Origin of the sequence: Chitinophaga hostae, from assembly GCF_018224885.1 — a bacterium.
Lineage (GTDB): Bacteria > Bacteroidota > Bacteroidia > Chitinophagales > Chitinophagaceae > Chitinophaga > Chitinophaga hostae.
The window spans coordinates 295,686-316,255 of record NZ_JAGTXB010000006.1 but is presented as its reverse complement, the minus strand read 5'-3'; the positions used below and the strand labels follow the sequence as shown (position 1 = coordinate 316,255).

Genomic DNA, 20,570 nt, shown 5'->3' with positions numbered 1-20,570 from the left:
AATCTTTTTTAATCTTATTATCAGTAATAAAAAATCCTGCTGATCATCTTAATCAGTTTAATCCTGAGCAAGACAATATCCGCTGGTTATTCCCAAAGCGCCAGGATTTCTTCTGTATGATTTTTTGTGTCAGGTTTTTTAATGATATGTGCAATCACACCTTTTTCATCGATGAGAAAGGTAGTACGATGTATACCGTCATATACGCGTCCCATCATTTGTTTCTCGCCCCAAACACCATACTGGTTCACTATCTTCCTGTTTTCATCTGCCAGTAAGGTAAATGGCAGATCGAACTTTTTTATAAACTTCTGGTGGCTTTGTTCGCTGTCGGTACTTACACCTACCACTATATATCCCTTTTCCAACAAGGCATCATAGTTATCGCGCAGGTTGCAGGCCTGGGCTGTACATCCTGGTGTATCATCTTTCGGATAAAAATACAGCACCACGCGTTTCCCCTTAAAATCGGTCAGGGATACAACGTTGCCATGTTGATCAGGTCCTTTAAAAACAGGAGCCTTACTACCTTCTTTTAGGTTTTTCATATAAAAATTTTAGCTGTTTGAAATGTTTTTTACAAATCATGCTGACACACGATCAGCGTTTGAAAGATAACCGGTATGTTCCTTCATTACCGGCTACATCTGTTACTTTCATCACCAGGAGATGCGTACCCGGCTGGCAGTGTTCATCAAAAGTATAAGTAAGCACATTACTCTTACGGGAAAACAGCAGCCATTTGCCATCCAGCTCTGCCCGGTAACTTTTAATCCCGCTGGCATCATTCATGGCAAAAGCTATTTTCGCTGCCTTCGACAGGTTGGCGCCCTGCTTTGCACCCAGCGGTGTTACTTTGGGCGCTATGGTATCCACCTCCAGGTGGAAGTTACCAAAGTCGCGGAAAGTACCCTTATACCAACCGTTTTCCAGGGTGGTAGCAGAAACGCTGCTGCCGAGTCCTTCCCTTACCATTACTATTTTAGATTGCAAATTTTCCGGTACAGTCCTGGAAGCGCGCAAACGCACATCAAAGAAATCATGCACCGGCACCAATGCGTTATGGAGGTGATAAATGTTGGAATAAGCTTTGGTACCAACAGCCGCTGTTTCGAGGTAATTAAAACAGATGTTGTCGTACAGTGCTTGCTCATCCAGGTAAAACTCCACCTGGTTATTTTCGAAGATATTGCGTGAGTCAGGATACATGGTGTTGGCACAGCTTTTTTCCGCTGGTTCCGGTCCGCCCTGTTGCAGATGCAGCTTTACGGTGGAAGTATTGCCATAAGCATCTTTTACCAGCAGCTTCGCCTCATGTACCGCACCGTCCTGCAGATCAATAGTGCCATCGCCTTTCAGGTCGTGGTAAATATCCAGCTGGTTACCCGGTAAAGAAAAGAGCAACTGGTAGTAAGGACCACCGCCTTTCTTTACTTTATAATCTATATGTGCATTGAGATAACGGGTTTCTTCATAGCCGATATTATCCAGTTGAAAATCGATATCCGGTTCCCCGTCCTTGTAAAGCGTAACCTCATATATGCCATAGATGTTGCCGGTATTCATACGGTCTACTGCACTGACGCCGAGTCCCACTTTAGCAGCATTGATCTTAATAACCGGTTGCGTGGTAACATACTCGCCACCCACCTTTTTCACGGGCAGCATGATAGGTTGTTGCTCATACACACTCTTCTCCCTGTCGTAAACCGCAATGCGGTACACATCAGGGGCATGGGTATCTGCAATATCAAAACCAAAGAGCAATGGATTCAATGGCTTTTCCGATTGGGTATTTCTTATTTCGAAGTGGAGGTGCGGGCCGGCAGAGCCTCCGGTATTACCGCTCCAGGCAACAAAATCCCCCTTCTTTACCGGAAACATGCCGGCTGGAATGGTCAGATCGCTTGCCCAGCTTTCGGCCTGGTACTGTTGCTTCTTTACATATTGCTGCAGCGCAGGAAAGAAACTGTTCAAATGCGCATATACAGTCGTGTACCCATTAGGGTGGGTGATGTACAATACATTTCCAAATCCCGTATGGGAAACGCCAATGCGGCTCACATAACCATCTGCCGCGGCATGCACCGGCAGGTTTTCCCTTTGCTGGGTTTTGATATCCATTCCCGAATGGAAATGATTAGGCCTCAGCTCACCAAAATTTCCGGCCAGCTCTATCGGAACATTCAACGGGTTTCTGAAATAGCCCTTCGGGTAGTCCTTTACCGGAATGGATTGCGCCTGTAATAATTGTGGTAGTAAACAAAATAAACCGATGACTCTCTTCATAATATGCAAATGTAGGGAAAAGAGCATTTAGCGGAATTTTTCTTGCCCAGGATTAACGGTGATTACGATGATTTTCAGGATTGTATTTTGTAGTGATTTAAAAAGATTAGCGAAGATAAAAACGGATATAATACCCGCTTTTGTCTTCGCTAATCTTTTTGAATCTAATAAAATTAAAAAAATACAATCCTGAAAATCACCGTAATCACCGTTAATCCTGGGCAAGAAAAATCATAGTTGCTTTTTGATAGTGCTGATCAGCTCCTGGAATCCGGGCTCTTTACGGATTTCAGGCTGCCAGGCGAATCCCATTTTACACAGGTCATATTCCTGTACAATGGTAGCACCCTCTTTATTTTCTTCTTTTGCCAATATCCAAACGGTATCGGAAATAGCGGCAGCATTTTCAATATCATGGCTTACAATGATCAGGGTATTTTCCTCATGGAGGGTGGACACCTTTATCAGCAGCTGAATAACCTTATCTATCATGAGAATGTCCAATCCGGAAAAGGGCTCATCCAGCAAAATGAATTTGTTACCGGTAAGTACCTGCTGAATAATGCTTACACGCTGCCGTTGCCCGCCACTGATCTGTGCAGGGTACTTCTTCAGGTGTTCGGTCAGCTGAAAAGTGCCTGCATAATCTTCAATAATGCGTTTTTTCTCATCCTCCGTTAGCTTCACGGTGGCGTTGTCCAAACCTATTTTCAGGTTATGATAAATAGTACGGTGATTGAAGAGAATATAATTCTGTGGTACAATACCTACTTCGCCCGCTTTTACAGAGTGCTGGTCGCTGTCTATTTTCACTACTCCCTGCGTGGGTTGAATGAGGCCCGACAGTATCTTAAACAACTGGGTTTTACCGATACCGCTTCGTCCGATCAATGAAACTACCTGTCCCTGCTGCATATCAGGGCGATGAATATCATGAATGGTGAAATTGATATCACGAAGAATCGTTTTTTCACCATACTGCAGTGTAATATGCTCCGCTGTTAGTAACGGTGCATGTTTCGTATATACGTTTGCGTTCATCAGCGGGTCGTAAGTTTAGTGTAAGGAAACAACCATTCCCGGAATTTACCGAGAATATAGTCAAAGAAGATACCCAGCAGAAAAATGATTACCAGGGTACCAAATACCACATCCAGCTGTACATATTTGTTGGCACGGATGAGCATTACCCCCAGGCCGCCTTCGCTCATGCTCAGTCCTTCTACGGAGGTGATCATCAGCCAGGCAATAGCAAAGTTCTGACGCATTACTTCAAAAACCTGGTCCAGCCGTCCTACTATAATGACTTCCCACAGCGTTTTCCAGCTGTTCATACGCAATGTGGTACAGAGTTCGAATTCCTGTTTGTTAATGCCGTCTATTACAGACAGCAGGGACGTAACGAAGAATGGAACGATACCAAAGATCAGCAAACTAAGTTTCAGTTCGTGGCCGTCCTGTGTCCAAAGGGTGAACAGGAACGTTAAACCGGTGAGGGTGAGGTAGCGGCACTTGATAACGAAACGCGCAATAGGATTGAAAAACGGAACGATAGACAAATAACTGATGATCAAAGCTATAACGATAGAGATGAACATCCCTTTGATCGTCAGCACCAAGCTGCTAAAAAGGTTATCGATAAACGAAGGGTCCTGTATTATTTTGCCCAGTGTTTGCAACACTTTCAGTGGCGTTGGAATTAAGCCACCACCGCTGAGTTGCCAGCATATCAAGGCGATAATTACTTCCGCAATGATGAGCGATAACATTGCTCTGCGGTTAAGTACACGTAGCGGTTCAAAAAAAGATTTTATCACGTTTAAAGTGCTTCAGTCAAGGAATGGAGACAATGATTGAAATGATTATTTCGATGATCCTGATAACCAAATTAAATTTTCGTTCATCAGGACCATCAAAATAATCATATTCATCACAGTTACTGACCTAATACGATCTGTACGCGGCGGTTCTTTGCGCGACCATCGTTGGTAGTGTTATCCGCAATAGGTTTGGTATCGCCATAACCTTTTGATTCGATACGCGCTTCTGCCAGGCCTTTGCCAATGAGGTAATTTTTTACCGCTTCTGCACGTTCGTTGGATAATTTTTCGTTGGCGGTTGGATTACCTACATTATCGGTATGGCCATAAACACCTACTTTCAGTCCTTCTGCTACTACCGCACTTTTCAGGATCTCATCCAATACAGCATGGGAACCGGCCTTGATCACAGAACTACCTGTTTCAAACTGTATCTGGTAGGATTTGGAAGACACTTCTGAAGTGATGTTTTCGGCATACTTTTCCTTGATCGCAGCACCTTCCAGCAACTCAGGGTGATTAGCCACTACTGATGCAAGGAAGGATTTATCCACTACCTGGCTATATACCGGGTAAGTAGGCATAATTTCAGGATACATCCTGGTCAGGATTTCCCCAAAAGTACCATACACAATTTTATAACGGTCAATCGCATCTTTACCCATGCCGAAAGTATTAGCGGCATCAGTCAGGTTAAATGCCATGGATCCGCCCAAAGGAATGTTCAGGCCCTGCGCATCTTTTTCCTCCACACCGTTATAGTATTTCAGCCAGTAGGCGCCATTCTGTTCGTTATACACTTTTGCAGACACATCGCCGGCAAAAGCTTTTGCTTCGTTGTAAGAACGTACCTGGTCGCCGGCCTGTGCCAATGCAATGATCAGGTTTTCGATATCTGTACGGTGATCGTAAGCAAATTTCTTGATGGTGATAGTAATGTTCGGCATCTGGGAAGAGTACTCACGGGTAGATGCGATATTTACCAGACCGCCTTTTTTCTGCGCCACGTTTACGTCGCCCGGGGTCCAGGTGGCTACGCCATCTACACCAACTGTGGTATCTTTGCTGGTCTTTTTACCATCGATCACCAGTTTACGGGTTTCTTTGTAACCGGCAATATATTTTGCACCGGCATCCAGGAAGTCGTTGGCAGCAATGATGTTAATGGCATTGCGGTCGTACGAAGTTTCATCCGGATTTACGGGAATATTGTTATCACCGGCCCATTTCAGCATGATATTGATATCACCATCGCGCAGTACCCCTGCAACTGTTTTACCAAGAGCGCTTTTGGGATCTCTTTTCCATTCTACAGGTCCCATCAGTTTATCTTCACCATAACTTTTACCCATGGTGTAGAAAGCAATAGGCTGATAGTCCGGGCCAAGAGGCTCCAGTTCTTTAGCCAGTGCGGCGAAGAATGCCGGCATACCATCTCCCATAAAGGAAGCGAATATACCAGTGGTATTAGGGTTCTTTTTATAGTCCTGTGCAAACTTCACCATGTCGGCCAGGGATTTATTACAGTCGTCCTGGCGTACCAATTGCAGCTGCAATTTTGCTTTATCGATCAGGGAGCCTTTGGTGGTATTGGCGCCACCGTTGGCATACATCAGTGCAAACTGGGAGTTCCATGCCATTACACGCCAGGATATTTTGGTACCTCCATTTAATGCTTCTGTACTTTCAGGCAACGGTAATTTTACTGCGTTGCCGCTCAGGGAAGCTTCTGCTGCATCGGGCAAAGATACTTTACCAATTTCGGTAGCCGCTTTGGCTTCTTTCGGGCGTTTATCCCACCATAAAACTTTTCCTGCATAGATGGCACCTAACAACAGTACGATGCCCACCACCTTTCCACCAGGTTTTACTTTCACAGCCATAGTTGTAATATTTGTTTATTAGAGGTTAATGTTTGTTTAGCTTAACAGATCGTTGTAGTTATCGGTACGTACCGTACCAGGTTGCTGGGGTTCACGGGAAGGCTCCCATTTCTGTATGTCCAGTTTGAATGTTTTATCAGGATCATAAGATTCCAGCATTTTCAGGCCCTGCAGCTCATAGGTGGCATTATCCAGGTCTATAGAGCGCATAAAATCCGTAGAATAATTGATGGCCTTTTTCATGCTGGCCAGTTTGGTGGCAATATCCTCTTTCAGGAATTCCATCGACTGTTCTACCATCAGTTTCTTTTCCGGATCTCCGTTGAAAATTTTGAGTGCAGATGACAACGCTTTGTTACCGGAGGTGACAGACTTGTAAAGGTCTCTTTTCAATTCCAGTTCATTGCGGGCATCTTCAATCATGTAACCGCTGTTCTTATGTACTTTGGTGAGGTAGTCACCGATGCGGGCGAGGTTATCGCGTATTGGCGTCAGCTGTGCGATGTATTCCTTTACACGCGCGATCTGGCGGGTAGCGTTACCCAGTTCCGGCAGCATGTTATTGTTCTGCGCAGCTTTGGCACGGGTCAGCAATTGGGTCATTTCCTTTTCCTTTTCGCTGATTTTGAGGTCAATCTTTTCTTTCTGTGCGTCTACCTCTACTGATTGATTGTACAGTTTTTCCCGTTGTTCTTCCATGTCGCCGATGTAATCTTCTGCGATCAGGAAAGGGTCCAGTTCAATGACGAGGCCCACGAGTTTTTTCATCAGCCATTCGTACAGGTAAAACAGACTTAAACGGAGTTTACGGTGTGTAACACAGTACAGGAAAATGCCAAGGCATACGAGTGCGATACCGAAATTCAGGGTATTCCATACTACGGCAGTCAGGATGGGGATTACATAATATCCGATCAGCACCAGTAATCCTATTCCGATCAGGATTCCGAATTTTCCACCCGGTCTGTTCCAGTAAGATTTCAGTTTCTGCCCAGATTCATTGGCAGGGAAGATTTGCGTTTCCATAGCGTTTAGAGCGATGTTTCTATTTTTTGAATATCAGTGTTTATTTTTCTTACCATAGCCTCACAAGCCACCTGGTAGCCCTGGCGGTTGGCAACTATTTTTTCCTCCTGTTCTGCCATTTGCGCCTTCAACTGTTCTGTTTTAGCCTGTGCTTCGGTAATTTCCTTAGTGAGTTGCTGGATCAGGGCGGCGTTATCGGCCATTTTCTTTTCCATGTCTTTCAGCTGCTGATGACGGCCATCTACTTCCGTAGCGGCTCTGTCGTTGGCTGCTTTTTCAAACTCGGCTCTGTCCTTTTCAATGATTTGTTTGTACTGCGCAGCACTTTCAACGAGCTTATTTTTTGTAAGCCCCTGAATGCTGAGGGTAGCATACACCGCCTGCATGCGGGCGTTTTCGTCCTTTACATGCGCTTCCAGTGTTTCCATCATTTTCCAGAACTCGTAATAGTCTGGCCCCGGGAAGTTGCTTTTTTCAAACAGCGCACTGAAGTGCTGTTCAAATTTATCCATGTCTGCAACAGACAGGGCAACAGGCCCTGGTGGCCTGGCGGGCGCGGATCCTGAAGAACTGCTAAGCGGGAATTTTTGCGACAGGGAAGGCTCTTCCGGCCTCCTGACATCGCTGTTTTCTTCGGGTTCAAATTCCACAAAAAGGCCCATTGCTTTTTTTAGAAAGTTTGACATCAAATATTGGGTTGAAGCATGAAGGTGATTTTATATGTAGTGCTTTGCCTGTATAGGTTATATAACGTATAGGTAGCCGCATAAATGCAACTTATATGCCAATCTGGGGCTCCCTGTTTTAGTTCACATAATAACGGTCGTTAATTCAGGCCTAAATATATATATAATTCGGAGAACTAGTACCTTATTAGTCTAAAAGCGTGATGGAAGGTCCTAAAACCGTTCCTTACTAGATAAAAAGCGTAGCGGCGGCCCGGCGATGCCGGCACAGAAAGGTCATTGCCCAGCCTTCTGCCGGAGGCGTTATCGTTTATCCCCTTTTTATAGTACTTTAGCCCCCGCAAAACGTGCAAGCATACATGTCTATCCAGGTATCAGAACTCAGCAAAATTTACGGCGAACAGCGGGCGGTAGATGGTATTTCCTTTGAACTGAAAAAGGGGGAGATCACTGGTTTCCTGGGGCCTAACGGCGCCGGAAAATCCACTACCATGAAAATGATTACCGGTTTTTTGCCACCCAGCAGCGGCAAAGCCAGCGTATGCGGTTTTGATGTTGTAACACAGTCGCTGGAAGTACGGAAAAGGGTAGGCTATCTGCCCGAATCGAATCCGCTGTACTACGATATGTATATGAGGGAGTTCCTTGAATTTATTGCGGGTGTTCATCAGCTGGGCAAAGCGGGTGCAGGGCGGATTTCTGACGTGATCCGGCTCACCGGGCTGGAACCGGAGCAGCATAAAAAGATCGGGGCGCTCTCTAACGGTTACAAGCAGCGGGTAGGCCTGGCCCAGGCATTACTCCACGACCCGGAAGTGCTGATCCTCGACGAACCTACTACCGGTCTGGATCCCAATCAACTGGCAGACATCCGGCAGCTGATCCGTGAGTTAGGCGCAAATAAAACCGTGATCCTTTCCACCCATATCATGCAGGAAGTGGAGGCGATTTGCGACCGGGTGATCATCATCAACAAGGGAAAAATTGTTGCAGACGATAAATTATCCAATCTGCAGCAAAACAATACTGCCCAGCATTATTTACAGGTTACCTTTGCGGAGCCGGTCACTGAAGCCGAGTTACTGGCCATCGGCGGAATCACCCGTGTGGTGGCCCGGGAAGACCGTAGCTGGCAATTATTTACCAGTGAGGTGGATCTGGTAAGAAAAAACCTGTTACAATTTGCTTTGATTAATAACCGGAACATACTTTCTTTGCAGAGCAATTCGCAAAGCCTGGAGACAATTTTCCGGGAAATAACGACTGGCAACGCCAGCTATTAGCTTTTAGCGGTTAGCTTTGAGTAAATGTATCGGAATTACCATGTATTAAGATTTGCTGCATTTTCTAAAAGCTAACCGCTAAAAGCTAATAGCTAAAAAGCTATCTATCGCTAACAATAACAATTTTCGAATTATGAGTATTATTTCAGAAATCCATGCCAGGCAAATTCTCGACAGCCGTGGTAATCCTACAATTGAGGTTGATGTAACCACCGAAGACGGACATTTTGGTCGTGCAGCAGTGCCATCCGGCGCTTCTACAGGAAAGCACGAAGCTGTGGAACTGCGTGATAATGATAAGAGTGTTTACATGGGCAAAGGCGTACTGCAGGCCGTTAACAACGTAAATGATATCATTGCTGAAGAGCTGATTGGCTGGGAAGTTACAGACCAGGCCGGCATCGATAAAATGCTGATCCAGCTCGATGGTACTCCAAATAAAGCCAAACTGGGCGCTAACGCTACCCTGGCAGTGAGCATGGCTGTAGCCAAAGCTGCTGCTGAAGAAAGCAACCAGCCGCTGTATCGTTACCTCGGCGGTGTAAACGCTTTCACCCTGCCTATTCCATTGATGAACATCATCAATGGTGGTGCGCACGCGGACAACAAAATCGACTTCCAGGAATTTATGATCGTACCGGTAGGTGCACCTTCGTTCTCTGAAGGCCTGCGCTGGGGCGTGGAAATTTTCCACCACCTGAAATCTGTACTGAAAAAGAAAGGTTACAGCACCAACGTAGGTGATGAAGGTGGTTTTGCGCCAGAAATCCAGAGCAACGAGGAAGCTATCGAAACTGTACTGGAAGCTATCAAAGCGGCTGGTTACGAACCAGGCACCCAGGTAGCTATTGCATTGGATGCTGCCAGCAGCGAAATGTACGACGAAGCAACCAAAAGCTACAAATTCTACAAAAGCTCCCAAAAAGTGATCAGCAGCGATGAAATGGTTGCTTTCTGGACAGAATGGGCTAACAAATATCCTATCGTTTCTATTGAAGACGGCATGGCAGAAGATGATTGGGCCGGCTGGAAAAAACTGACCGAATCTATCGGCGACCGCGTTCAGCTGGTAGGTGACGATTTATTCGTAACCAACGTACTGCGTCTGAAAGAAGGTATCGATAAAGGTATCGCTAACAGCATCCTGGTAAAAGTAAACCAGATCGGTACTGTAACTGAAACCATCGATGCAGTTAACATGGCCCACAAAGCCGGTTATACTTCCATCATGAGTCACCGTTCCGGCGAAACAGAAGATACCACTATTGCTGACCTCGCCGTGGCACTGAACTGCGGTCAGATCAAAACCGGTTCTGCTTCCCGTACTGACCGCATGGCGAAATACAACCAGTTACTCCGCATCGAAGAAGCTTTGGGCGAAGTAGCTATCTACCCTACTAATTCCATCAGCGTAAAGAAATAAAAATTACGAATTGCGAATTATGAATTACGAATTGGGGATTATCTCTAATCCCGTAATTCGTAATTTATAATTCGTAATTCTTTAGTAAATTGCCTTATGTCCTGGACCACATCCATCAATAATAAAGTGCCAAAGTTTCTGAAGAATAAGTTCTTCATAGCCTTTGCTGCCTTTATCATCTGGATCGCCTTCCTGGACAAAACCAACCTGATGTCGCAATACCAGTTCCAGTCAGAAGTCAATAAGCTGGAGAACCAAAAGGCATTTTTTATACAGGAAATCAAACAAACCCGGGAAGAACAACAGGAACTCCTTTCCAGTCCCGAAAAACTGGAGAAATTCGCCCGGGAGAAATATTATATGAAGAAGGACAATGAAGACCTCTTCATCATTGCCCCCGCCCCCAAACAGTAAGCACGCCCTACCCTTGCAGATCTTAAAAATTTATCTTAAATTAACAATAGATTCCGCGCTTCTTTCGTTATAAAACAGAACCTATTCTTAGTATTAAAACAATAATGCATGAGTAATTTTACACTTTCTGTACTATCAACCCTGTGTCTTGTTACAAAAAGCGATATAAAACATCACCAGGAGGAACTTTCCTTGACCCAGGAAGAGCAAAAATGCTTTGAGAACACGAAAGCGGCCCTCAATACCGTTCGCTATGCTCCCAGAGTGGCTACCCTTCAGGTGATTTTTGACTACGCTGCCAACAAACAAGCCCAGGAAGAAAAGTAATCGCAGCCTTACTTTTTTCATTTTTCCTATCTTTATGGCATGACTCAAAAAGAGCGTTATGCATTTATTCTCAAGTACTTTGAGGAACATGCGCCCAATGCCGAAACGGAACTTATCTACGACAATCCATACCAACTGCTGGTAGCTGTTATCCTGTCTGCCCAATGCACTGATAAACGGGTGAATATGACCACCCCTGCTATCTTTGCGCAGTACCCGGATGTTTATGCCCTCAGCAAGGCCACGTTTGACGACCTGTTTCCACTTATCCGAAGTATCAGCTACCCCAACAACAAAACCAGGCACCTCATAGGCATGGCAGAGATGGTGGTAGCAGACTTCAACGGCGAAATACCGGCTACGGTACCGGAACTGATCAAACTACCCGGTGTGGGCCGGAAAACAGCCAATGTGATTACCTCCGTTGTTCATCAGCAACCCAATATGGCGGTAGATACACATGTATTCAGGGTATCTGCCCGGATTGGCCTCACGGTAAATGCTACCACCCCACTGCAAACAGAATTACAACTGCTAAAGCATATTCCAAAAGATAAAGTCCATATAGCCCATCATTGGCTCATTTTGCATGGCCGCTACATTTGTGTGGCCAGGAGCCCTAAATGCGGCGAATGCGGACTCAGACCGGCCTGTAAGTATTATGCCAAGCTAGTAAAAGCCAGTTAACTATGCGCCCATTCCTTACTGCAGCCTGGAGAAACCTGCTGATGATCAACTTTGAAGCTGATCCGGCCGTACTCCGGCCATATCTGCCTGTACACACAGAGCTGGATACCTGGAATAATACCTGCTATGCCAGCCTGGTAGGCTTCCTGTTCCAGAACACCAGGGTAAAAGGGCTCTATCTTCCCGGTCACCGCACCTTTGAGGAAGTAAACCTTCGCTTTTATGTGCGCTATAAAGAAAACGGGACCTGGAAAAGAGGAGTGGTATTCGTAAAAGAGCTTGTGCCTAAACCCTTGATCACGTTTGTGGCCAACACCATTTACAAGGAGAAGTATGCCACCCATCCCATGGAACACAGCTGGGAATACCCGGATGCAGGCACTTTTAAAGTAGCCTACCGGTGGAAAGTGCAGGACGAATGGAATCATTTAACCGCCACTGCACTCCAGGCTACCCAACCCATCACAACTGGCAGCGAAGAAGAATTTATTACAGAACATTACTGGGGATATACCAAAGTGGATCAGCTTACTACCGGTGAATACCAGGTAACACATCCGCAATGGCATACCCATCCGGTTACCAGTTTCGATTTTCATTGCAACACCCGTGCCCTCTATGGCGCCAACTTTGAAAACATGCTACAGCAAACACCCCGCAGCGCCTTGCTGGCCGCAGGTTCTGAGATAGCCGTAATGCCAGGTAAAAAAATCAGGACAAGTACTTTGTGAACCACCGGAGTTTCTTTTATCCATCATTAATTTGCGTAACAGTTAGCTGTATTTTACTATCTTAAATAGTTCATTAAGATTCAATCAATAAAAGCATTCGTCGTTATGAGATTAGCTGTTAGGGTACAACTTTCGTTTATGATGTTCCTCGAGTTCTTTATCTGGGGAGCATGGTTTGTAACATTAGGCACTTTTGTCTTAAAGAATCTGCAGGGCGCCACCGATGAAAGAGTGGGCTATGCCTTTCTGACCCAGTCGATCGGAGCCGTGATAGCTCCTTTCATTGTTGGTATTATTGCAGACCGGTTCATTTCCGCGCAGGTTATCCTGGGCGCCATCCACCTGGTGGGGGCTGCACTGTTATGGATCTGTTCCGGGATGACAGACTTTGATAGTTTTTACCCGGTACTGCTGGTGTACATGATCCTTTATATGCCAACGCTGGCGCTGGTAAACGCTATTTCTTTCCGGCAAATGAGTGATCCAAGCAAAGAGTTTTCCTTTATTCGCGTATTTGGCACCGTAGGATGGATCATTGCAGGCCTGCTGATCGGATGGTTGCAATGGGAGCAGTCAAATTCGCTTGACCTTACCTTTAAAATGGCTGCAGGCGTGTCTTTGCTGTTGGGTATATTCAGCTTCACTTTGCCCAAAACACCTCCTGCTAAAAAAGGTACTGAGATCTCTGTAAGAGAAATACTGGGACTGGATGCCATCCGAATGTTAAAAAATCGCTCTTACCTGTTGTTTTTCCTCGCCTCTATCGCTATTTGTATTCCGCTGGCCTTCTACTATAACTTTACCAACCCCTTCCTCAATGAAATAGGGATGAAAGCTGCTGCCGGTAAACAGTCAATGGGGCAGATGTCGGAATTCCTGTTTATGCTGGTAATGCCGTTATTCTTTGCCCGTTTAGGTGTAAAAAAGATGCTGGCGCTGGGTATGCTGGCATGGGTAGTGCGTTATGCATTATTTGCCTACGGCAATGTGGATACCAATTACTGGATGCTGATAGCCGGAATCATTTTACATGGCATCTGTTACGATTTCTTTTTTGTAACCGGTCAGATATATACCGACAGGGTAGCCGGTGAAGAATTCAAGAGTTCTGCCCAGGGGTTTGTTACATTGGCCACCTATGGTGTAGGTATGCTGATTGGGTTTCTTATTTCCGGCCCAATTGTAGCCGCTTACAAAACAAGCGAAACAATGCACGACTGGCATGCCATCTGGCTCATTCCTGCAGGGATCGCAGCAGTAGTATTAGTGTTGTTTATGTTATTTTTCAGAGACAGTAAACAATGACGGTGATTAATTTGATTAAAATGATTATCCTGATAAGCGACAACTATAGCGGTTCATATATTCCCCGCGCCGGCCTTCATTTATCAGGATAATCATTGTAATCACATTCATCATAGTTTCACGAAGAGGGCCTTGCCAAAAGTATGATTCACTTCTACCAGTACAAGGGTGCCGTTTTCATATTTAAACACATTCTTTTTCCCTTCGGGCAGTATCAGCTCATACATTCCCCCACCGATAGATTTTAATGGCAGAAAGCGGCCTAATGTTTCAGAGAATACCCGTGTAACCTGTTTGGGTTCAACAAAATAGAGGTCGGCCACACATTCTTCTATTTCAGCGTTATTGATAACCGATTTTTCTCCATTTACAGTAACCGTATATTCTTTACCATTACGAAGCGTTGTGGTTCGTTTATCTTCCCCGTTTTTCCCGGAGATGCGGGAAGATTTTGCAGTAGTAAGCACGTTATTACTGTATTCATTCAGGATATCGCTGTTTACTTTAGACAACATTACCTGGATACGCGTTTTAATTATAATGGTTTTGGCAGGTCCGTTTACCTTCCGGTTAGCCTCTATTGTACCTACTGCATGGTTCGCGACCCGCACTTCAAAGGTATTGGTTTGGGCGTGTGCCTGCAAAAACAATACAGCTACAGTAATAACGGTTAGCAATACACGAAAAAGGTTATACATAATAGTTGTCTTAAACAAGAAATACATGGGCAGCAGTAGCTGTAAATTGTCTCCCCATAAAGGAAAATACAAAAAATCCTGTCACTACGGACAGGATTTTTTATTGTGCAATAAAATAAAATATGTTGCAGCAGCGCCTATGCCAGCATTTCTCTGATCTTTGTAATCAGTTCGCCTTTGGTGATAGGTACGCCCATAATTTTATGGTAGCCCTGTGCATCGATCAGGAACTGATCGCGGATAATTTTGATCAGCTGACCATTATTAATTTCCGGAATCAGTATTTTATCGTAGCTGTGTAGTATTTCTCCCAGGTTTTTGGGGAAGGGGCGGATATAACGGATGTGAGCGTGTGCCACTTCATGTCCTTCTGCCAGCAGGTCCAGTACTGCGCTTTTAATGGCGCCGTAGGTAGAGCCCCAGCCGAGCACCAGTACTTTACCTTTTTCGGGGCCAAGTTCTATTTTCTGCAGCGGAATATGATCAGCAATCTTATCTACTTTTTCCTGGCGGATCTTCACCATCAGCTGGTGGTTTTCCGGATCGTAGCTTACGTTACCGGTGATGTTCTGTTTTTCGAGGCCGCCAATGCGGTGTTCGAGGCCGGGTGTGCCGGGAACCGCCCATGGGCGCACCAGGTTTTCATCACGGTGATAAGGCAGGAAATTTTCTTCTCCCTCTTCCAGTTGTTTTTTGAATTTCACTTCAATCTGAGGCAGATCGGCAGCTTTAGGGAAGCGCCATGGCTCGGAACCATTGGCGATATACCCATCGCTGAGGAAAATCACGGGTGTCATATGTTGCACCGAAATGCGGAATGCTTCAAATACAGCGTCGAAGCAATCTGCCGGTGTAGATGCGGAAACTACCGGCATCGGGCATTCTCCGTTACGGCCGTAATAGGCCTGCAGCAGGTCAGATTGCTCGGTTTTGGTAGGCAAACCGGTAGAGGGTCCTCCGCGTTGGATATCTACAATAATCAGGGGAATTTCCAGCATTACAGCTAGTCCCATGGCTTCGCCCTTTAAGGCCATACCCGGACCGGAGGTGGTAGTAATCCCCATATGTCCGCCATAGGAAGCACCGATGGCAGAGGTGATCCCTGCAATCTCATCTTCCGCCTGGAAGGTGCGGATACCAAAATTTTTGAAGCGACTCAGTTCATGAAGGATATCAGAAGCTGGTGTGATGGGATAGGTACCCAGGAAGATCGGCAGGTTTGCCTTCTGGGAAGCCGCTACCAGGCCATAGGCCAGGGCGGTATTACCGGTAATGCTGCGGTAGGTACCAGGTTCCATGCGGGCTTTTTCGACCCTGTAACGGGTAGTAAAGGCCTCCACTGTATCAGCAAAGTTGTAACCGGCGTGCAAAACCCGGAGGTTACTCTCGAGAATTTCCGGTTTTTTCCCAAATTTCTCTTTCAGGAAGGTTTCGGTATTCTCCATATTACGGTCATACATCCAGTAGAGGAAACCCAGTACAAACATATTTTTTGCACGGTCTTTCTCTTTCATCCCCATGTTCATGTCTTTCAGCGCTTCGCGTGTCATTTTTGTGACATCCATGGTATGGAGCTGATATGTAGCCAGGGAACCATCTTCCAGGGGGTTGATTCCTTCCGGATAGTTGGCCAGGCGGAGGTTTTTGCTGTCAAAACCATCGGTATTGGCCAGGATGATCCCTCCTTTTTTGAGACTCTTCAGGTTTGCTTTTAATGCAGCAGCATTCATGGCTACCAGTACATCACAGGCATCGCCCGGGGTAAATATTCTGTTAGAAGAGAAATGTAGCTGGAATCCGCTCACACCGGGCAAGGTACCTATCGGGGCACGGATTTCTGCCGGGAAATCCGGGAATGTGCTCAGGTCATTGCCAAATAAAGCGGTGTTATTTGAAAACTGGGTACCTGTTAACTGCATCCCGTCTCCACTGTCGCCTGCAAATTTTATCACTACATCCTCCAGCTGTTGAATCGAAGTATTAGGCATCTATATATTCTTTTTAAAGATGTAAATTTAGGTAATCGGGCGGTAGTAATATGCTACCTGCCAATAATATTCCCGATCCGATCACAAAAGTACACAACTTTAGTAGACTATTACAAACTCAATAAGGCATTCCCATTACTTATTGTTATGGGTGATAACCACTGGTTATTGGTTATAAAAATGCTAATTTTATCGGGATTTACCGGATTCTAATGTCCTTATTTCAAATCAAATCGTATTTTTAACCCATAAATTTAAACTATACTTTATGGCATTATTTCAATCGAACAACCCTGTACTGAAGCAAAGTGTATTTGATAAAGCACCTCATATTACAGGGGACGCCATGACCATCCGTGGTACTGTTAACAAAATGTCTTTCATGCTGTTGATGCTGATGGCAGCAGCAGTTTATTCCTGGGGCGAATTTTCAAGAGGGGGTAACAATGTGTTACCACTTGCCATAGGTGGTGCTATTGTTGGTTTTATACTGGCGATGGTAATTATTTTCAAGAAAGAATGGTCTGCTTACCTGGCTCCTGCCTATGCTATCGCAGAGGGTTTGTTCCTCGGCGCTATTTCTGCGATGTTTGAAGCCAAGTGGCAGGGTATTGTGTTACAGGCTGTGGGGCTTACTTTTGGTACTTTCATTGCTATGCTGGTATTGTATCGCACCGGTGTAATCCGCGCTACAGAGCGTTTTAAGTCTATTGTAATGACAGCGACCCTGGGTATTGCAGTCTTTTACCTGATTGCCCTGGTACTGCGCCTTTTTAACATTGAGATGCCGCTTATTCACAGCAGTGGTACTTTTGGTATTATCTTTTCGCTGGTGGTGGTAGGTATTGCTGCGCTGAACCTGATCCTTGATTTTGATATGATAGAACAGGGTGCGGCACAGGGTGCACCGAAATACTTTGAGTGGTATGCATCCTTTGGTTTGATGGTAACCCTGGTATGGTTATACCTGGAAATACTGCGACTCCTGAGTAAATTAAACAGAAGATAAGCGTAAAACTGAAGGCATAAAGCCCAAAGCTATTAAAGCGAATGACCAGAGCGGATATTAATCCATTTGCTCTGGTCATTCGCTTTAATAGCTTTGGGCTTTATGCTTTTAACTTTTTGCTTTCTAAAAGATATGTTAAATGGCTGCCGATGAAAATATTGTGGCACCGTAATTGCAAAATCGGCACTAACAACAAGTTCTTTTACATCTCATAAAAACAGTTATAGAACAATGCTGACATCTTTACTTACCAAAAGTAAGCATGTTAGCACTTGCAGCTGTAGCATTTGGAGCCTTTGCATTTAAGGGCGTTGATGGTGGAACCATAGCAGGTAAAGTAACACCGGCAGAGGGAGCCACCGAGGCCTGGGCCATTCAGGGAACAGATACATTAACATCGCCTGTTACGGATGGCGGTTTTAATTTTGCCAATGCGAAGGCGGGTGCGTACACCGTTATAAAAGGAGCGAAAGCACCCTTTAAACCTGCAACTGTTACAGATGTTAGGGTGGAGGAAGGAAAATCCACCGATTTAGGAGAAATTAAATTAGCAAAATAAAAAAGAGCAATAGTTTGTTTTCATAGGGGTTAATCAAAAAGCCGGTTCCGTACGTCTGTACGGCCGGCTTATTTTTTTTCGACGCTTTCCTCTCCCACGGCCTCTTCTGCTGCCCCGATCCTCTCCCCCCATTTTTAAAATAACGGACCACGTAGGGGTAACGGGTTTCAAATACGTCATTTCTTAAAGCCCCTTAAAAAATGACAGCTATGAAAAAGCAAGTGATTATAACGTACACCAGTTTAAGCATTGGATGGCTGCTGTTAATGATCGTGATTTTCAGCATTATACTTTCCAGTTGCACGAAAGATAATATCAGCGGGTCCGGCAATGTAGTGTCGGAAACCCGCAATACTGGTCCTTTTACGGACATAGAGGTATCCGGGGATTTCGAGGTGCACCTTACACAGGACAATCGTACTACGTTGGAGATCAAGGCAGAAGATAATATTATAGGTGTAGTGGAAACCGGTACCCGCGGCAACAATTTATATGTTCGTTTACGTAACCGGGTACATTTGCGGAATCATTTGCCTGTCAGGATATACATCCATAACCCGATTTTTCAGCGGGTAGAGTATGATGGTTCGGGCTCCCTGGATAATCAGGATACCATACATACTGCCTTATTTAAGTATGAGTTGAACGGCAGTGGCAATGCTTCATTATTGCTGGCGACCGGCAATCTTAACACCACCATCAACGGCTCGGGGGATATTGCGTTGAAAGGCATTGCCAATACACACAACAGTGAAATTAACGGCAGTGGCAGAGTGGCTGGTATGGGTATGGAAGTGCAAAGAGCCAATATTACCATCAGTGGTTCAGGCGAGCATAGCCTGGTGGTACGACAAAAACTGGATGCGCGGATCAATGGAAGCGGCCGGGTATATTATTCCGGCGATGCCAGTGTGGATGCAGATATCAGAGGATCGGGCAAGGTGATCCGGCAATAGAGATATTAACTTCGTATAACCTACACTGTTATACTGTCTGTGTTTTAAACGAAAAGGGCCCCCGCATTTGCGGAGGCCTTTTTTATTTTAGAGGAGGGACTTTATCAGGCACCACCTAATTTGCATTTCTGCAGCACTTCCCATGACTTACCGTTGTGACGGAGGAAGTAGAGGTTGTTTACCTTGAAGGTAGCCTCGTATTCCTTGTTTTCATATTCGGGCCATGCTTTATTAAACTGCTCGTCTTCCAGGTCTTTAAAGGCCACGGTAACGTGTGGTGTAAATCCTGTACGTGCCAGCATGGTACTGAATCCAAATTCCTTACGCAGGAAGTTGATCAGCTGACGGTGCATAGCCGACATGGTTTCACTTTTTTCCACGTTAATAAAGAGTACGCGGTTTTGTTTGTTCGGGAAAGTACCGAAGCCTTTCAGGGATACTTCGAAAGGTGCCTGTGTTTTGGCAAACTCTGTCAGCTCGTCGCAGAAAGCTTTTTCCAATGCCGGATCAGCTGTAAAAGGCACCTGCAGGGTGATATGGGGAAGTACTTTCAATGCGTACATCGGGCCATATTGTTCTGCAAATTCCTGTTTGATCTTTATAATTTCTTTACCTACTTCTGCAGTTGGCAGGAGGGCGATAAAGTAAATTTTGTTATCAGGTTTTGGCTCAAAGCGTTGAGGTCTTCCACCCTGTCTTGGGTTTCCACCGCCGCGGTAACCACCGCCACCGCCGCCGCCACGGTTGTAACCACCGCCGCCACCGCCGCGATTGTAACCACCGCCGCCGCCACCGCGATCGTAACCACCGCCGCCACCGCCGCGATTGTAACCACCGCCGCCGCCGCCGCGATTGTAACCACCGCCGCCACCGCCGCGATCGTAACCACCGCCGCCACTGCCGCGATCGTATCCACCGCCGCCGCTGCCGCGATCGTATCCACCGCCGCCGCTGCCGCGATCGTAACCACCACCGCCGCCGCCGCGATCGTAACCGCCGCCGCCACCGCGATTGTAACCACCGCCGCCGCCGCGATCATAACCGCCGCCACCGCCGCGATCATAACCACCACCGCCACCGCGATCATATCCGCCGCCGCCACGATTGTAACCACCGCCGCCACCGCCGCGATCGTATCCACCGCCGCCGCCATAGCCGCCATCACGATTGTAACCACCGCCACCACCATCACGGTTGTAGCCACCGCCGCCGCCACGGTCGTAACCACCTCCGCCTTCGCGGTTGTAGCCGCCACCTGAGCCGCCATCACGATTGTAGTCAGTACGCGGACGATATCCGCCTTCTCGATTGTAACCAGTGCGCCCCTCAGAGCCACCACTGTTGTAGTCGGGTTTGCCGCCTTCCCGCTCGTTATTTAAATTGGGTTTGTCATCGCCTTTCTCCTTATTGGGATCATTCTCTTTGTTGGTATCAGAAGAATAAGGCCTGCGGGGGCGTTCGTTTCTCTCAAAAGTCATCTTACTTA

The 20,570-nt window shown here is 46.0% G+C and carries 20 protein-coding genes; 10 read left to right on the top strand and 10 right to left on the bottom strand.

Translation table 11 applies throughout. The features are described from left to right. Positions 1 to 86: 86 nt before the first annotated feature. The 7 genes from bcp to KE626_RS15110 form a co-directional block, all read right to left on the bottom strand. The gene (gene bcp / locus KE626_RS15140) at positions 87 to 548 is read right to left on the bottom strand and encodes a thioredoxin-dependent thiol peroxidase (RefSeq protein WP_211973749.1); all 462 of its coding nucleotides are present in this window, start codon (positions 546 to 548) and stop codon (positions 87 to 89) included. A gap of 52 nt (positions 549 to 600) precedes the next feature. Then, positions 601 to 2,289 carry a M23 family metallopeptidase gene (locus KE626_RS15135; RefSeq protein ID WP_211973748.1) on the bottom strand — a complete coding sequence of 563 codons (1,689 nt, stop codon included), beginning with the start codon at positions 2,287 to 2,289 and terminating at the stop codon, positions 601 to 603. Between the two features lie 231 nt (positions 2,290 to 2,520). Beyond that, complete coding sequence (locus KE626_RS15130; RefSeq protein ID WP_211973747.1) at positions 2,521 to 3,330, bottom strand: ABC transporter ATP-binding protein; 810 nt, start codon at positions 3,328 to 3,330, stop codon at positions 2,521 to 2,523. Beyond that, complete coding sequence (locus tag KE626_RS15125; RefSeq protein WP_211973746.1) at positions 3,330 to 4,058, bottom strand: ABC transporter permease; 729 nt, start codon at positions 4,056 to 4,058, stop codon at positions 3,330 to 3,332. Before KE626_RS15125 ends, KE626_RS15130 begins: the two co-directional genes overlap by 1 nt. Positions 4,059 to 4,225: 167 nt before the next feature. Continuing rightward, the gene (locus KE626_RS15120; protein WP_211973745.1) at positions 4,226 to 5,992 is read right to left on the bottom strand and encodes an OmpA family protein; all 1,767 of its coding nucleotides are present in this window, start codon (positions 5,990 to 5,992) and stop codon (positions 4,226 to 4,228) included. A 36-nt stretch (positions 5,993 to 6,028) separates the two neighbouring features. Beyond that, complete coding sequence (locus KE626_RS15115; RefSeq protein WP_211973744.1) at positions 6,029 to 7,018, bottom strand: PspA/IM30 family protein; 990 nt, start codon at positions 7,016 to 7,018, stop codon at positions 6,029 to 6,031. 5 nt (positions 7,019 to 7,023) lie between these two features. Further along, a complete protein-coding gene (locus KE626_RS15110; RefSeq protein WP_211973743.1) occupies positions 7,024 to 7,704 on the bottom strand; it encodes a hypothetical protein in 681 nt (226 codons plus the stop codon). Between the two features lie 359 nt (positions 7,705 to 8,063). Between KE626_RS15110 and gldA the strand changes: the two genes are divergently transcribed. The 7 genes from gldA (at position 8,064) to KE626_RS15075 (ending at position 13,874) form a co-directional block, all read left to right on the top strand. Next, positions 8,064 to 8,987, top strand: coding sequence for a gliding motility-associated ABC transporter ATP-binding subunit GldA (gene gldA / locus KE626_RS15105; RefSeq protein WP_211973742.1), 924 nt, complete (start codon positions 8,064 to 8,066; stop codon positions 8,985 to 8,987). A gap of 133 nt (positions 8,988 to 9,120) precedes the next feature. Beyond that, on the top strand, positions 9,121 to 10,410 hold the full coding sequence (gene eno / locus KE626_RS15100) for a phosphopyruvate hydratase (RefSeq protein ID WP_211973741.1): 1,290 nt from the start codon (positions 9,121 to 9,123) through the stop codon (positions 10,408 to 10,410). A 96-nt stretch (positions 10,411 to 10,506) separates the two neighbouring features. Further along, positions 10,507 to 10,824, top strand: coding sequence for an FtsB family cell division protein (locus KE626_RS15095; RefSeq protein ID WP_211973740.1), 318 nt, complete (start codon positions 10,507 to 10,509; stop codon positions 10,822 to 10,824). A 108-nt stretch (positions 10,825 to 10,932) separates the two neighbouring features. After that, on the top strand, positions 10,933 to 11,151 hold the full coding sequence (locus tag KE626_RS15090; RefSeq protein ID WP_211973739.1) for a hypothetical protein: 219 nt from the start codon (positions 10,933 to 10,935) through the stop codon (positions 11,149 to 11,151). Between the two features lie 39 nt (positions 11,152 to 11,190). Continuing rightward, a complete protein-coding gene (gene nth, locus KE626_RS15085; protein ID WP_211973738.1) occupies positions 11,191 to 11,838 on the top strand; it encodes an endonuclease III in 648 nt (215 codons plus the stop codon). 2 nt (positions 11,839 to 11,840) lie between these two features. After that, the gene (locus tag KE626_RS15080; protein WP_211973737.1) at positions 11,841 to 12,569 is read left to right on the top strand and encodes a YqjF family protein; all 729 of its coding nucleotides are present in this window, start codon (positions 11,841 to 11,843) and stop codon (positions 12,567 to 12,569) included. Positions 12,570 to 12,674: 105 nt separating this feature from the next. After that, entirely contained in the window at positions 12,675 to 13,874 is a 1,200-nt protein-coding gene (locus tag KE626_RS15075; RefSeq protein ID WP_211973736.1) for a nucleoside permease, read from the top strand. A gap of 110 nt (positions 13,875 to 13,984) precedes the next feature. On the opposite strand, the gene KE626_RS15070 is transcribed toward KE626_RS15075, so the two are convergent. Together KE626_RS15070 and KE626_RS15065 are read right to left on the bottom strand one after the other, a co-directional pair. Next, positions 13,985 to 14,572: a DUF6134 family protein gene (locus KE626_RS15070; RefSeq protein WP_211973735.1), complete on the bottom strand. Its 588-nt coding sequence runs from the start codon at positions 14,570 to 14,572 to the stop codon at positions 13,985 to 13,987. A gap of 137 nt (positions 14,573 to 14,709) precedes the next feature. After that, positions 14,710 to 16,560: a 2-oxoacid:acceptor oxidoreductase subunit alpha gene (locus KE626_RS15065; protein ID WP_211973734.1), complete on the bottom strand. Its 1,851-nt coding sequence runs from the start codon at positions 16,558 to 16,560 to the stop codon at positions 14,710 to 14,712. A gap of 268 nt (positions 16,561 to 16,828) precedes the next feature. Here KE626_RS15065 and KE626_RS15060 point away from each other — a divergent pair, with 268 nt between their 5' ends. From KE626_RS15060 to KE626_RS15050, 3 genes are all read left to right on the top strand, one after another. After that, positions 16,829 to 17,569 (top strand): Bax inhibitor-1/YccA family protein, encoded by a 741-nt coding sequence (locus KE626_RS15060; protein WP_211973733.1) that lies wholly within the window; start codon positions 16,829 to 16,831, stop codon positions 17,567 to 17,569. A gap of 262 nt (positions 17,570 to 17,831) precedes the next feature. After that, positions 17,832 to 18,128, top strand: a complete 297-nt coding sequence (locus tag KE626_RS15055) for a carboxypeptidase-like regulatory domain-containing protein (protein ID WP_211973732.1) — start codon at positions 17,832 to 17,834, stop codon at positions 18,126 to 18,128. Positions 18,129 to 18,337: 209 nt separating this feature from the next. Next, the gene (locus tag KE626_RS15050) at positions 18,338 to 19,084 is read left to right on the top strand and encodes a head GIN domain-containing protein (protein WP_211973731.1); all 747 of its coding nucleotides are present in this window, start codon (positions 18,338 to 18,340) and stop codon (positions 19,082 to 19,084) included. Between the two features lie 104 nt (positions 19,085 to 19,188). Here KE626_RS15050 and KE626_RS34870 read toward each other — a convergent pair whose 3' ends face one another. After that, positions 19,189 to 20,562, bottom strand: coding sequence for a 2'-5' RNA ligase family protein (locus KE626_RS34870; protein WP_283093155.1), 1,374 nt, complete (start codon positions 20,560 to 20,562; stop codon positions 19,189 to 19,191). Positions 20,563 to 20,570: the final 8 nt, after the last annotated feature.

Excerpts from the sequence above, each read along its gene's own strand:
- eno (WP_211973741.1), top strand. The coding sequence starts at position 9,121 with ATGAGTATTATTTCAGAAATCCATGCCAGGCAAATTCTCGACAGCCGT.
- KE626_RS15095 (WP_211973740.1), top strand. The coding sequence starts at position 10,507 with ATGTCCTGGACCACATCCATCAATAATAAAGTGCCAAAGTTTCTGAAG.
- KE626_RS15120 (WP_211973745.1), bottom strand. The coding sequence starts at position 5,992 with ATGGCTGTGAAAGTAAAACCTGGTGGAAAGGTGGTGGGCATCGTACTG.
- KE626_RS34870 (WP_283093155.1), bottom strand. The coding sequence starts at position 20,562 with ATGACTTTTGAGAGAAACGAACGCCCCCGCAGGCCTTATTCTTCTGAT.
- KE626_RS15110 (WP_211973743.1), bottom strand. The coding sequence starts at position 7,704 with ATGTCAAACTTTCTAAAAAAAGCAATGGGCCTTTTTGTGGAATTTGAA.
- bcp (WP_211973749.1), bottom strand. The coding sequence starts at position 548 with ATGAAAAACCTAAAAGAAGGTAGTAAGGCTCCTGTTTTTAAAGGACCT.
- KE626_RS15125 (WP_211973746.1), bottom strand. The coding sequence starts at position 4,058 with ATGTTATCGCTCATCATTGCGGAAGTAATTATCGCCTTGATATGCTGG.
- KE626_RS15115 (WP_211973744.1), bottom strand. The coding sequence starts at position 7,018 with ATGGAAACGCAAATCTTCCCTGCCAATGAATCTGGGCAGAAACTGAAA.
- KE626_RS15090 (WP_211973739.1), top strand. The coding sequence starts at position 10,933 with ATGAGTAATTTTACACTTTCTGTACTATCAACCCTGTGTCTTGTTACA.
- KE626_RS15075 (WP_211973736.1), top strand. The coding sequence starts at position 12,675 with ATGAGATTAGCTGTTAGGGTACAACTTTCGTTTATGATGTTCCTCGAG.
- gldA (WP_211973742.1), top strand. The coding sequence starts at position 8,064 with ATGTCTATCCAGGTATCAGAACTCAGCAAAATTTACGGCGAACAGCGG.
- KE626_RS15065 (WP_211973734.1), bottom strand. The coding sequence starts at position 16,560 with ATGCCTAATACTTCGATTCAACAGCTGGAGGATGTAGTGATAAAATTT.
- KE626_RS15060 (WP_211973733.1), top strand. The coding sequence starts at position 16,829 with ATGGCATTATTTCAATCGAACAACCCTGTACTGAAGCAAAGTGTATTT.
- nth (WP_211973738.1), top strand. The coding sequence starts at position 11,191 with ATGACTCAAAAAGAGCGTTATGCATTTATTCTCAAGTACTTTGAGGAA.
- KE626_RS15055 (WP_211973732.1), top strand. The coding sequence starts at position 17,832 with ATGTTAGCACTTGCAGCTGTAGCATTTGGAGCCTTTGCATTTAAGGGC.
- KE626_RS15080 (WP_211973737.1), top strand. The coding sequence starts at position 11,841 with ATGCGCCCATTCCTTACTGCAGCCTGGAGAAACCTGCTGATGATCAAC.
- KE626_RS15130 (WP_211973747.1), bottom strand. The coding sequence starts at position 3,330 with ATGAACGCAAACGTATATACGAAACATGCACCGTTACTAACAGCGGAG.
- KE626_RS15070 (WP_211973735.1), bottom strand. The coding sequence starts at position 14,572 with ATGTATAACCTTTTTCGTGTATTGCTAACCGTTATTACTGTAGCTGTA.
- KE626_RS15050 (WP_211973731.1), top strand. The coding sequence starts at position 18,338 with ATGAAAAAGCAAGTGATTATAACGTACACCAGTTTAAGCATTGGATGG.
- KE626_RS15135 (WP_211973748.1), bottom strand. The coding sequence starts at position 2,289 with ATGAAGAGAGTCATCGGTTTATTTTGTTTACTACCACAATTATTACAG.